Origin of the sequence: Acidovorax sp. CF316 (genome assembly GCF_000276605.1) — a bacterium.
Lineage (GTDB): Bacteria > Pseudomonadota > Gammaproteobacteria > Burkholderiales > Burkholderiaceae_C > Acidovorax.
Map to the genome: position 1 here is coordinate 1 of NZ_AKJX01000179.1, position 12205 is coordinate 12205.

The 12205-nt window shown below is 68.0% G+C and carries 11 protein-coding genes; 10 read left to right on the forward strand and 1 reads right to left on the reverse strand.

The window, feature by feature from the left end:
* Window positions 1–50: 50 nt before the first annotated feature.
* The 9 genes from PMI14_RS22795 (at window position 51) to nudB (ending at window position 10907) form a co-directional block, all read left to right on the forward strand.
* Window positions 51–617, forward strand: coding sequence for an SCP2 domain-containing protein (locus tag PMI14_RS22795; protein WP_035205233.1), 567 nt, complete (start codon window positions 51–53; stop codon window positions 615–617).
* Window positions 614–2197 (forward strand): ubiquinone biosynthesis regulatory protein kinase UbiB, encoded by a 1584-nt coding sequence (ubiB, locus tag PMI14_RS22800; protein ID WP_007857772.1) that lies wholly within the window; start codon window positions 614–616, stop codon window positions 2195–2197. The genes PMI14_RS22795 and ubiB overlap by 4 nt, the downstream gene beginning before the upstream one ends.
* A 42-nt stretch (window positions 2198–2239) precedes the next feature.
* The gene (locus tag PMI14_RS22805) at window positions 2240–3688 is read left to right on the forward strand and encodes a sodium:solute symporter family protein (RefSeq protein ID WP_007857773.1); all 1449 of its coding nucleotides are present in this window, start codon (window positions 2240–2242) and stop codon (window positions 3686–3688) included.
* Window positions 3689–3784: 96 nt separating this feature from the next.
* The gene (locus PMI14_RS22810) at window positions 3785–4132 is read left to right on the forward strand and encodes an FmdB family zinc ribbon protein (RefSeq protein WP_007857774.1); all 348 of its coding nucleotides are present in this window, start codon (window positions 3785–3787) and stop codon (window positions 4130–4132) included.
* Window positions 4133–4142: 10 nt separating this feature from the next.
* Window positions 4143–4763 (forward strand): DUF502 domain-containing protein, encoded by a 621-nt coding sequence (locus PMI14_RS22815; RefSeq protein ID WP_007857775.1) that lies wholly within the window; start codon window positions 4143–4145, stop codon window positions 4761–4763.
* A 45-nt stretch (window positions 4764–4808) separates the two neighbouring features.
* Window positions 4809–6629 (forward strand): aspartate--tRNA ligase, encoded by a 1821-nt coding sequence (gene aspS, locus PMI14_RS22820; protein ID WP_007857776.1) that lies wholly within the window; start codon window positions 4809–4811, stop codon window positions 6627–6629.
* A gap of 142 nt (window positions 6630–6771) precedes the next feature.
* A complete protein-coding gene (locus tag PMI14_RS22825; protein WP_007857777.1) occupies window positions 6772–7581 on the forward strand; it encodes a hypothetical protein in 810 nt (269 codons plus the stop codon).
* A gap of 159 nt (window positions 7582–7740) precedes the next feature.
* Complete coding sequence (locus tag PMI14_RS22830; protein WP_007857778.1) at window positions 7741–10413, forward strand: chemotaxis protein CheW; 2673 nt, start codon at window positions 7741–7743, stop codon at window positions 10411–10413.
* Window positions 10410–10907, forward strand: coding sequence for a dihydroneopterin triphosphate diphosphatase (nudB, locus tag PMI14_RS22835; RefSeq protein WP_007857779.1), 498 nt, complete (start codon window positions 10410–10412; stop codon window positions 10905–10907). The genes PMI14_RS22830 and nudB overlap by 4 nt, the downstream gene beginning before the upstream one ends.
* Here the strand turns inward: nudB and PMI14_RS22840 are convergent.
* Window positions 10882–11787 (reverse strand): LysR family transcriptional regulator, encoded by a 906-nt coding sequence (locus PMI14_RS22840; protein ID WP_035205239.1) that lies wholly within the window; start codon window positions 11785–11787, stop codon window positions 10882–10884. The genes nudB and PMI14_RS22840 overlap by 26 nt on opposite strands.
* A 143-nt stretch (window positions 11788–11930) precedes the next feature.
* Here PMI14_RS22840 and PMI14_RS22845 point away from each other — a divergent pair.
* A partial coding sequence (locus PMI14_RS22845; RefSeq protein WP_007857781.1) for an FAD-binding oxidoreductase occupies window positions 11931–12205 on the forward strand: 275 nt, incomplete at its 3' end.

The following is a 12205-nucleotide window of genomic DNA, read 5'->3' on the forward strand; positions in this document are numbered from 1 at the left end:
CGGCCGGAAGCCCGTCGGCGTCCCACTCGGGCAGCCCGCCGCAATGGCTCGTGCACGAGGTGCAGCAGCGGCTGGTGCTGTTCCTGAACCATGTGCTCATGCAGGAGCGCGAGGCCATGGACCGCCTGGTGCGCCAGCGCGGGCGCGTGGCGCGCGTGCAGTGGCGTGCGTTTTCCATGGCGCTGGTGATCACGCCGGCAGGCCTGCTGAACCTGGCCGCCGAAGGCGCCGTGCCCGACCTGCAGCTCGAAATCACCGAGACCTCGCCCCTGGCGCTGGCCCAGGCGGCGCTGCGCGGCGACAAGCCCGCGATCCGCATCGAAGGCGACGTGCAGCTGGCGGCCGAGATCAACTGGCTGGTGGACAACGTGCGCTGGGACCTGGAGGAAGACCTCTCCCGCGTGGTCGGTGACGCGCCCGCGCACACCATCAGCGAAGTGGCGCGCAAGGCCGCGCAGGCGCTGCGCCAGTTCGTCGGCTCGCGCGTGCCGCCGGCCGATGGCGGCAGCAGCCCTGCACCCGCTGCAGCTGCCGCGTACCCGCCTGCACCGGCATCCGTGCCACCGGCGGGCAGCAGCACCAACAACAGCCCTGGCGCCGACCGGACCGGTCCATGAAGCGTTTTCTCCGGGGTGTGGCCATCCTCTGGGTGGTGTTCCGCTATGGGCTGGACGGGCTGGTGCTCGACAGCTTCCAGAAGCCGTGGCTGCGCCTGGTCTCGCGCATCGTTTCCATCGGGCGCAACCTGGACGCCCCGCGCGGCCAGCGCCTGCGCGAGGCGCTGGAGCGCCTGGGGCCCATCTTCGTCAAGTTCGGCCAGGTGCTCTCCACCCGGCGCGATCTGCTGCCGGCGGACATCGCCGACGAGCTGGCCCTGCTGCAGGACCGGGTGCCGCCGTTCCACCACGACATCGCCATCGCCACCATCGAGCGTGCCTTCCGCCGCCCGGTGGACGAGGTGTTCACGCATTTCGACCGCGTGCCGGTGGCCAGTGCCTCGATTGCCCAGGTGCACTTCGCCACCCTGCGTGACCGCCACGGCATCGCGCGCGAAGTGGCCGTGAAGGTGCTGCGCCCGGGCATGCTGCCGGTGATCGAGAAAGACCTGGCGCTGATGCGCATGATGGCCGGCTGGGTGGAAAGCCTGTCGGCCGACGGCAAGCGCCTCAAGCCCCGCGAGGTGGTCGCCGAGTTCGACAACTACCTGCACGACGAGCTGGACCTGGTGCGCGAGGCCGCCAATGCCGCGCAGTTGCGCCGCAACATGTCGGGCCTGGACCTGGTGCTGATCCCCGAGATCTTCTGGGACTTCTGCCATGCCGAGGTGATGGTGATGCAGCGCATGAACGGTGTGCCCATCAACCAGATCGAGCGGCTGCGCGACGCGGGGGTGGACATCCCCAAGCTGGCGCGCGACGGTGTCACCATCTTCTTCACCCAGGTGTTCCGCGACGGCTTCTTCCATGCCGACATGCACCCCGGCAATATCCAGGTGAGCCTGGACGCGGCGACCTTCGGGCGCTACATCTCGCTGGACTTCGGCATCGTCGGCACGCTCACCGAGTTCGACAAGGAGTACCTGGCGCAGAACTTCACGGCCTTCTTCCGGCGCGACTACAAGCGCGTGGCCGAACTGCACATCGAAAGCGGCTGGGTGCCGCCGGACACGCGGGTGAACGACCTCGAATCGGCGATCCGCACCGTCTGCGAGCCGTACTTCGACCGGCCGCTCAAGGAGATCTCGCTGGGCATGGTGCTGATGCGCCTGTTCCAGACCTCGCGCCGCTTCCACGTGGAGATCCAGCCGCAACTGGTGCTGCTGCAAAAAACGCTGCTCAACATCGAGGGCCTGGGCCGCCAGCTCGACCCCGAACTGGACCTGTGGAGCACTGCCAAGCCCTTTCTCGAAAAATGGATGCTCGAGCAGATGGGGCCGCAGCGCCTGTGGCGCGAAATCCAGGCCGAGAGCCCGCACTTCGCCAAGATGCTGCCCGAGCTGCCTCGCTTGCTGCACGACTACCTGCGCAACCGGCCCCAGGACCACCGGCGCGAGCTGCTGGAGCTGCTGGCCGAACAAAAGCGCACCAACCGCCTGTTGAACGGCATCATCTATTCCGGGGTCGGCTTCTTCCTGGGTTGGCTGTTCTTCATGCTGGTACAGCAGTTGCAAGTGCTGCACCGTTTCCGGATTTTCTAGCCGTTCCCTTTCCCACCCCTTCGCGACATCGAGGAGCATGCCGTGCTGTTGACCCTGGTCATTGTCTATCTGTTGATCACCATTGCCATCGGCCTCCTGGCGGCCCGGCGCGTGAAGAACGCGGCGGACTTCGCCATCGCCGGGCGGCACCTGCCGCTGTACATGATCATCACCACCACCTTCGCCACGTGGTTCGGCTCGGAGACGGTGCTGGGCATCCCGGCCAAGTTCATCGAGGGGGGGCTAGGCAACGTGGTCGAAGATCCGTTCGGCGCGGGTTTCTGCCTGATCCTGGTGGGCCTGTTCTTCGCGGGCAAGCTCTACCGCATGACACTGCTGACCATCAGCGACTACTACCGTGAGCGCTATGGCCGCACGGTCGAAGTCGTCTGCTCGCTGATCATCATGCTCAGCTACCTGGGCTGGGTCTCGGCACAGGTCACGGCGCTGGGCCTGGTGTTCAACCTGCTGTCGGGCGATGCCATCAGCATCCCCATGGGCATGGCCATCGGCGTGGTGTCCATCCTGGCCTACACGCTGTTCGGCGGCATGTGGTCGGTGGCGGTCACCGACTTCATCCAGATGATCATCCTGGTGGTGGGCCTGGCCATCATCGCGGTGTTTGCGGGCAACATGGCCGGCGGGGCCGACAAGGTGATCGAGTTCGCGTCCAACCGCGAGCTGTTCCGCTTCCTGCCCGAGCCCAAGTTCCACGACGTGGTGTTCTTCATCGCCGCGGGCATCACCATGATGTTCGGCTCCATCCCGCAGCAGGACGTGTTCCAGCGCGTGATGTCGGCCAACAACATCAAGGCCGCCACGCGCGGCCCGATCATCGGCGGCATCTGCTACATCCTGTTCGCCTTCGTGCCCATGTTCCTCGTGGCCAGTGCGCTGATCATCATGCCCGGCGAGACCGCGGCACTGCTCAAGGAAGATCCGCAGAAGGTGCTGCCCACGCTGGTGATGGCCAAGATGCCCTTCATCATGCAGGTGCTGTTCTTCGGCGCGCTGCTCTCGGCCCTGAAATCCACGGCCTCGGCGACCCTGCTGGCGCCCAGCGTCACCTTCACCGAGAACATCTGGCGCCAGTTCCGGCCCACCATGACCGACAAGGAGCACCTGCGCACCATGCGCATCACCACCCTGGTGTTCAGTGGCTGCGTGCTGGCCTATGCGATCCGCATGCAGGGCACGTCCATCTACGAACTGGTCTCGGGCGCCTACCAGGTGCCGCTGGTGGGTGCCTTCGTGCCGCTGGTGGCGGGCCTGTACTGGAAGCGCGCCACCACGCAGGGCGCCATCCTGGCCATCGTGCTTGGCCTGGGCACCTGGCTGCTGCTGCTCAACATATCCTCCTGGGGGGCCGTGTTCCCGGCCCAGCTGGCCGGCCTGTTGGCCGCCGTGGTGGGCATGCTGCTGGGTTCGCTGCTGCCGCAACTGCTGGCCAACCGCCACGCCGGTCACCACCGCGTGGTGGGCGTGGAGTAGGCCGCGGGGCCCCTGTTCCAGGGGTACCGTGGGGTTTGCCGGCCTGCGCGCCTATAATTGAAGGTTTTGCACTTTGCCTTCAACGACGCGCTCGACATGCCTATCTACGCCTACAAATGCAGTTCCTGCGGCCATGCCAAGGACGTGCTGCAAAAAATCTCCGACGCACCGCTCACAGTGTGCCCGGCGTGCGGCGCCGAGGCGTTCTCCAAGCAGGTCACGGCAGCGGGCTTCCAGCTCAAGGGCTCGGGCTGGTACGTGACGGATTTCCGGGGCGGCAACAGCGGTGCGGGCGGCACGTCTGCGCCCGCCGCCGATGCCAAGGGCGCAGATGCCCCTGCGGCAGCCCCGGCGCCCAGCACGGACGGCGGCGCCAAGAAAGAATCCCCAGCCCCTGCCGCCAGCGCCCCGAGCGTCGGCACGGGCTCCACTCCCAAAACCTGAGTATCTGCGGATGCCTTCCTTGCGCAAATGGTTGTTTACCGGTCTGCTGGTCATCGTGCCCGGTGTCATCACCGCCTGGGTGCTGCACTGGATCGTCAGCACGCTGGACCAGACCCTGCAGATCCTGCCGGAAGCCTGGCAGCCCGACCGGGTGCTGGGCGTGCACGTGCCCGGCTTCGGCGTGGTGCTCACGCTGGCGATCCTGCTCGTGGTGGGCGCCATTGCCAGCAATTTCGCCGGCCGCAAGCTGGTGCAATGGGGCGATGCCCTGGTGCACCGCATCCCGGTGGTGCGCTCGATCTACTCCAGCGTCAAGCAGGTCTCCGACACCCTGTTTTCCGAGAACGGCAATGCGTTTCGCAAGGCCGTGCTGGTGCAGTGGCCGCGCGAAGGCGTCTGGACAGTGGCCTTCGTCACCGGTGCGCCCAATGGCGAAGTGGCGGCCTACCTGCGCGATGAATTCGTGAGCGTGTACGTGCCCACCACCCCCAACCCCACGGGCGGCTATTTCGTGATGCTGCGCAAGAGCGACTGCGTCGAGCTCGACATGAGCGTGGATTCCGCGCTCAAGTACATTGTTTCCATGGGCGTGGTCGCCCCGAACGACCCCACCCAGCTGCCTCCCAAGTAAGTAACCCTTTTGTCAATGCGCCCGAGGGGCGCTGGAAGTTCTGCCATGGCCATGCGTTCCCACTACTGCGGTCTTGTGACCGAAGCCCTCCTGGGCCAAACCGTCACCCTCTCGGGTTGGGTGAACCGCCGCCGCGACCACGGTGGCGTGATCTTCATCGACCTGCGCGACCGTGAAGGCTATGTGCAGGTGGTGTGCGACCCGGACCGCGCCGAGATGTTCAAGACCGCCGAAGAAGTGCGCAACGAGTACTGCGTGCAGGTCAAGGGCGTGGTGCGTGCACGCCCCGCCGGCACCACCAACGACAAACTCAAGAGCGGCCAGATCGAAGTGCTGTGCCACGAGCTCAACGTGCTCAACCCCTCGGTCACGCCTCCGTTCCAGATCGACGAGGAAAACCTCAGCGAGACCACGCGCCTCACGCACCGCGTGCTGGACCTGCGCCGCCCCTACATGCAGAACAACCTGATGCTGCGCTACAAGGTGGCCATGGAAGTGCGCAAGTTCCTCGATGCCAACGGCTTCGTGGACATCGAAACCCCCATGCTCACCAAGAGCACGCCCGAAGGCGCGCGCGACTACCTGGTGCCCAGCCGCGTGCATGACGGCCAGTTCTTCGCGCTGCCCCAGTCGCCCCAGCTGTTCAAGCAGCTCTTGATGGTGGCCGGCTTCGACCGCTACTACCAGATCACCAAGTGCTTCCGCGACGAAGACCTGCGTGCCGACCGCCAGCCCGAGTTCACCCAGATCGATATCGAAACCTCGTTCATGGAAGAGCAGGACATCCGCGACATGTTCCAGGGCATGATCAAGACGGTGTTCCAGAACACGCTGGGCGTGGACCTGGGCGAGTTCCCGGTCATGACCTACCAGGACGCGGCCTTCCGCTTCGGCTCGGACAAGCCCGACCTGCGCGTGAAGCTCGAATTCACCGAGCTGACCGAGGTGATGAAGGACGTCGAGTTCAAGGTCTTCTCGGGCGCCGCCAACATGAAGGGCGGCCGCGTAGTGGCCCTGCGCGTGCCCGGCGGTGCCAAGGAAGGTGCCGGCCTGTCGCGTGGCGAGATCGACGCCTACACCGAGTTCGTCAAGATCTACGGCGCCAAGGGCCTGGCCTGGGTCAAGGTCAACGACCTGTCCAAGGGCCGCGAGGGTCTGCAAAGCCCGATCATCAAGAACATCCATGACGCGGCGATCACCGAGATCCTCACGCGCACGGGGGCCCAGGACGGCGACCTGATCTTCTTCGGTGCCGACAAGGAAAAGATCGTCAACGACGCCATCGGCGCGCTGCGCATCAAGATCGGCCACAGCGAGTTCGGCAAGAAGAACGGCCTGTTCGAGAGCCGCTGGGCCCCGCTGTGGGTGGTGGACTTCCCGATGTTCGAGTTCGACGAGGACAACCAGCGCTGGAACTCGGTGCACCACCCCTTCACCAGCCCCAAGGATGGCCACGAGGACTGGATGGTGACGGCGCCCGAGAAGTGCATCTCCAAGGGCTACGACATGGTGCTCAACGGCTGGGAAATGGGCGGCGGCTCGGTCCGTATCCACCGCGCCGACGTGCAGCAGAAGGTGTTCGACGCACTGAAGATCTCGCCCGAGGAAGCTCAGGAGAAGTTCGGCTTCCTGCTGGACGCGTTGCAGTACGGTGCGCCCCCGCACGGCGGCCTGGCCTTCGGCCTGGACCGCATCGTGACGCTGATGACCGGTGCCGAGTCGATCCGCGACGTGATCGCCTTCCCCAAGACCCAGCGCGCCCAGTGCCTGCTCACGCAGGCCCCGTCGCCCGTGGACGAAAAGCAGCTGCGCGAGCTGCACATCCGCCTGCGCAACCCCGACGCCGTGAAGACGGCCGCGGCCTGAGCGGGCCCGCAGGAACGAGCCACCCCGTCATCCCCATGACCGGGCATTCCTGAGAAGAAAGCGGTAGCGGCCCCTGGCCGGTGCCGCTTTTTTCATGGGCCGTGCCCTTGTGTTCCCCTTTCCAATCGATCCGAGGTTTCCCATGCGTTCTTCCGTGAAAGCCCCCCTCGCGCTGGCCGTGGCCGCCACCCTGCTGCTGGCCGGCTGCGGTGAAAAGAAGACCGAGCTGGGCCAGGGCGGCTCGGTGGTCACAGGCTCCGCCGGGCCCGCCGGCGCCAAGGACGCCGCCAAGGAACTCATCCAGTGCAGCCAGCCCGTGGCCACGCTGGCCCTGGCCGAGAACCCCAACGGCTACACGGTGTCCAGCAGCTACCAGTTGCCGGCATCCCCTGTGCCGCTGATCCGCCTCATCGCCCAGCAGAGTGGCTGCTTTCGCATCGTCGACCGCGCGGCCGGCCTGCGCGGCACGGTGCAGGAGCAAGAGCTCAAGGACGCCGGCATCCTGCGCAAGAACTCCACCGTGGCCAAAGGCAAGGGCTACGAGGCGCAGTACACGCTGACCCCGAGCCTGACCTTCAGCGAGCAGGACGCGGGCCGCAGCATCGCCGGCATCATCGCCATGATCCCGGTGCTGCGCGACATTGCGGGCCTCGTGGGCCTGGCCGAGCAGGTCAAGTTCAAGGAGGCGCAGACGGCCTTGCTGCTCACCGACAACGAGACCACCGAGCAGGTGGCTGCGGCCACCGGCGCCGCGCGCAGCACCGACCTGGGAGCGGCCGGGCTGCTCTGGGGCCGCATGGGGGGGGCCGGCGGCGCGGGCTGGAGCAATACCAACGAGGGCAAGGTCATCGCCGCCGCCTTCCTCGACTCGCACAACAAGCTCGTGACCCAGGTGCAACTGCTGCAGACCAAGGAACTGCCACCGCCGGTGGCGACGCGCAGCAAGCCCTGAGCGCCACGGCCTGCGCCGGGAGAGAGAGGTGCCGGTCCGCAGTGCGGCCCGGGTGGGCATTGGCAAACGCATGCAATATGCCTGTTTGCAGATCCCGTGCCACACCGCACAATGCGTCGTCGGTCCTTGCAGGGCCTTCCGCGCAAAGGACGATCACCCGTGTCTCTCCCCCTGAATTCCCCGGAACAGTGGCTGCGCTACATGCCCGCAGCGCAGCACCAACGCCAGGAGCTGCGCCTGGTCGAAAGCGCATGGGACCAGCTTTCGCTGCTGTCGTCGCTGTCCCTGCTGTCCTCCAAGGCCTCGTCGGGCGGTGACCTGGCCCAGGCGCGCCGGGATTTCGCGGCCCTCTCGGGCGACCTGATGCAGGGCCTGGTGAACGAGGCCCTGAAGAACCGCACCGAGGATCTCGTCGCCCGCGCCCAGGTGTGCATCGACGTGCTGGTGCGCAACCTGTTCGAACGCACGGCCGACATCGGCTTCTTCGCCACCGACGTGGGTGTGGCCGAGTTCCTGGCCGATCCCGACCCTGCCCGGCGCCCGCTGATCGAGGCGCGCCTGGCCGAATACGCCAGCAAGTACACGGTCTACGGCAACATCTTCCTTTTCGACGCCGACCTGGAACCCTGCGCCAGCCTGCGCACCGTGTCCCCGGTGGGTGGGCTCGACCAGCGGGATGCCGACGGCGCCTTCCTGCGCTCGGTGCTGCAAAGCGATACCACCTATGTCGAGCACCATGCCGTGCACGGCTTCTGCGGCAGCTTTGCGCAAACACTGGTCTACGCCCGGCGTGTGCATTCGGGCGGGCGTGCCGTGGGCGTGCTGTGCCTGGAGTTCAAGCTGGCCGACGAAATGCCGGCCATCTTCGAGTCGGTGCAGCAAGAGGACGCACAGGGCATGGTGCACGGCAGCGATGCGGTGCTGGCCCTGGTCGATGCTGCGGGGTGCGTGCTCGCATCGGGCGATCCGCTGCAGTTGCCGGCAGGCTGGCAACTGCCCCCGGCGGGCAGCGCCGGCGTGCATGTGGTGCGCCATGCCAGCCGGCGCTACCTGATGGCCGTGCGCGACACCCAGGGCTTCCAGGGCTACCAGGGCCCTGGTTGGCGCGGCGTGGCGCTGCTGCCGCTGGACCTGGCCTTTGACGAGGCCTCGCATGACGAGCGCAGTGCCTTGGCCAGCGAGCTGTCGGGCCAGGCGGAACTGCTGTCGCAGGAGCTGCGCGACATTCCCCGGCGCTCGGCCGCCATCCAGTCGGCGCTGGAGCGCTCGGTCTGGAACGGCCTGCTCGAACTCCACCAGATCGGCGAGGCCGGCCATGAAGGCCGGGATGCCGCTGCACCGCGCGAGTTGCTGTTTGCCAAGACCCTGCTGGCCGAGATCGGCGCCACCGCGCGCAAGACCGCCCGGGCTTTCGACAGCGCCCTGCAGGACCTCTACAGCGTGGTGCTGCGCTCGCTGCTGCGCGACGCCCAGGGCCGGGCCGCATTGGCCATGCAGATCCTGGACCGCAACCTCTATGAGCGGGCCAACGATTGCCGCTGGTGGGCGCTCACGCCGCAGTTCGCGCGCTCCCTCGCGGCCGGAACCCTGGGTTGCAGCCAGGCCACGGCCGTGCTGGCGGAGATCAATGGCCTGTACACGGTGTACGCCAGCCTGGTGCTGTTCGGCGCCGATGGCCGGGTGGTGGCCGTCTCACAGCCAGAGCAGGCCCACCTCGTGGGCACCACGCTGGACGAAGACTGGGCGCTGCGCTGCCTGCGCTTGCAGGGCAACCAGGCCTACACCGTGAGCCGTTACGAGACCAGCCGCTTCTATCAGGGGCCGACCTTCGTGTACGCCGCTGCCGTGCGGGCGGGGGCGGGAGATGGCTGGGAGGGCCGTGAGGCCCCTGGTGGTGCCAGACCGGTCCTGGGCGGTATCGCCGTGGTCTGGGATGCGGCCAACCAGCTCCAGTCCATCCTGGACGACTGTGCCGTGGGAGCCGGCGCGCAGGATGTGCTGGCCTTCGTGGACAGCCGCGACCACCTGGTGCGCGCCAGCGGCAGTGCTGCTTGCCTGCAGGCGCCGCAGGCCATTGCCACGGCCCGCCAGGGCGGGCGCACGGCTGCGCTGGCCGGCCATCTGTACGGTGTGGGTCAGGCGCGCGGCCAGGGTTACCGCGAGTTCCGCACCAGCGATGGCTACGACCACGGCCTCAGCTGCCTGGTGCTGCGCCACCTGTGCGAGCGCCGCCTGGCGCCGCCCCTGGCGCCCCAGTTCGATGCGCACCCGGGCGCTGCACGCGTCGCGTCCGAGCACCGCATGCAGATGGCGACGTTCCTGATCGGCTCGCACTGGCTGGGGGTGGATGCGGCCCAGGTCATCACGGCCGCCCCCGACGTGACGGTGCTGCACGGCGGGGGTGCACGCGCTCCCTTCCTCGGGCTTGCACATGTCGGCGGGCGTGTGTACTCCGTGGTGGACCTGCGCAGCGTGGTGGCGCAGGGGCAGGGCGATGCCGCCGTGCCGCGGGCGGCCGACCCGAACCGCCAGATGGTGCTGGTGCGTGTGCCGCTCGAAGCGGGAGGATCCCGGGAGTTCGTGCTGCGCGTCGATGCGTTGGGCGCCATGCTCGACCTCGACCGGCGGGACCTCCGCCCCGTGGGCATGGCCGGTGGCACGGCGGGCACCCCGTTGATCGACGCCGTGGTTCCCGTGCCCACGTCGGACGGCAGCAAGCCCGGGCGTGGCCTGCTGTGCCGCATCTCCCCGCAGTGGCTGCTGCAGTGCGCCGTGGGGGCGTTGCCCGAGGGCCCCGCGCTCGACGTCGATGCGCTCGTGGCTGCGGCATGAGCAGCCCGGGGGCGGTGGCGGCTCTTGTGCGGCCTTTCAAGATCCCGCAGTCGGTGCTGGTCGTGATCCACACGCCCGCGCTCGAGGTGCTGCTCATTCGCCGCGCCGATGGCGGCGAGCACTGGCAGTCCGTCACCGGCAGCAAGGACCGCGAGGACGAAGCCTGGGAAACCACGGCCGGGCGCGAGGTGCGCGAGGAGACCGGCATCGACGTGCAGGCCCATGGCTGCGTGCTCGCCGACTGGTACCTGGAGAACGTCTACGACATCTGGCCCCAGTGGCGGCACCGCTATGCGCCGGGCGTGGTGCTCAACCGCGAGCGTGTCTTCGGCCTGCGCGTGCCCGCCGGCACACCGGTGGTGCTGAGCCCGCGCGAGCATGTCGCCTATGAATGGTTGCCCTGGCGCGATGCGGCGGACCGGTGCTTTTCCGCCAGCAATGCCGAGGCCTGTCTCCTGCTCCCCCGCTTCAGCGGCGTTGGGGCAGCACCTTGACCAGGTGCTCCGCAAACCCTTCGGCCGCCGGTGAGGTGGCGCGCTGCGTGGGGCGGTACAGGCACACGTAGCGCATGGCCTCGGGTGCCAGGATGCGCCGGCGCACCAGCCCGAGCGGCTTGGCCAGCGCGCCCACGTAGTCGGGCGCCAGTGTGGCGGCCACGTCGGCGGCGGCCAGGCCCAACGCGGTGGAGATGTTGTCCACGATCTCCACCGGCGTCACGCGCTGCGCGCTGGGCAGGCCGGTGTGCATCTGCGCCACGCTGCGCTCGTGGTCGCGGCCTGCAGCCACCAGTGGGTGGGCGTGCAACTGCTGCCAGGTCACGCTGCGCTGGCGCGCCAGCGGGTGGGTGGGGGCGCACCACAGCACCCAGGGGCTTTCGAACAGCTGGGTGCGCGCCACGTCCACGCCGCAGGCGCGGTCCGGGCCCAGGGCCAGGTCGGCGTCGCCGCTGGTCACCGCGTCCACCAGCTTCTCCACCGGCACGTCGCGGATGTGGATGCGCACCTTGGGGCGCTCCTGCAGGTAGGCCTTGATGGCCTGCGGCAGGATCACGCTGGCCACGACCAGGGGCGCAGCGATGCGCACGATGCCGGCAGCGCGGTTGCGCACGTCGCTGGCGGCCGACTGCGCCATGCGCAGGTGCTTGAGCACCGACTCCGCCGAGGCCAGGAACTCGCGCCCCGCGCTGGTGATGGCCACGCGGCGCGTGCTGCGCTCGAAGAGCTTGAAGTCGAGTGCGTCCTCCAGCTCGCCCACCAGCTGGCTCACGGCCGAGGGCGTGAGCGCCAGCCGGTCTGCCGTGGCCGTGAAGCTGCGCATCTCGGCCACGGTGATGAAGGCTTCGAGCTGGCGCGGCGTGAAGTGGGGCAGGGACATGGCCATTCATTAGACCATCTTCACAATCCATAAGAAAGCATTGATTGTGGTGGGAGGGGTCGCTGCCGATACTTCGCGGCAAGCGCACAAAGTGCCACCAACGCGCCACCAACGCGCCAGCAACGAGACAAGCAGCAAGCCCGATGACCGCCGTCCCCACCGCAAGCACCCTGGACTCCCTGCGCGCAGCCTACGCAGGCCGCCTGTGGACCGAGCCTGCGGACACCGCCCCTTTCCTCACCGACTGGCGTGGCCAATGGACCGGTCCGGCGCTGGCGGTCGCCCAGCCGGCCAACACGGCCGAGGTGGCGCAATTGCTCGCCTGGTGCCATGCGCACGGCGTGCCCGTGGTGCCGCAGGGCGGCAACACCGGCCTTTCAGGCGGACCGGTGCCCGAGGCGGCAGGCCAGCGGCTGCC

What these genes read in the sequence shown, in the direction of transcription:
- PMI14_RS22825 (WP_007857777.1), top strand. Translation starts at nt 6,772, where the DNA reads ATGCGTTCTTCCGTGAAAGCCCCCCTCGCGCTGGCCGTGGCCGCCACC.
- PMI14_RS22810 (WP_007857774.1), top strand. Translation starts at nt 3,785, where the DNA reads ATGCCTATCTACGCCTACAAATGCAGTTCCTGCGGCCATGCCAAGGAC.
- nudB (WP_007857779.1), top strand. Translation starts at nt 10,410, where the DNA reads ATGAGCAGCCCGGGGGCGGTGGCGGCTCTTGTGCGGCCTTTCAAGATC.
- aspS (WP_007857776.1), top strand. Translation starts at nt 4,809, where the DNA reads ATGGCCATGCGTTCCCACTACTGCGGTCTTGTGACCGAAGCCCTCCTG.
- PMI14_RS22840 (WP_035205239.1), bottom strand. Translation starts at nt 11,787, where the DNA reads ATGTCCCTGCCCCACTTCACGCCGCGCCAGCTCGAAGCCTTCATCACC.
- ubiB (WP_007857772.1), top strand. Translation starts at nt 614, where the DNA reads ATGAAGCGTTTTCTCCGGGGTGTGGCCATCCTCTGGGTGGTGTTCCGC.
- PMI14_RS22815 (WP_007857775.1), top strand. Translation starts at nt 4,143, where the DNA reads ATGCCTTCCTTGCGCAAATGGTTGTTTACCGGTCTGCTGGTCATCGTG.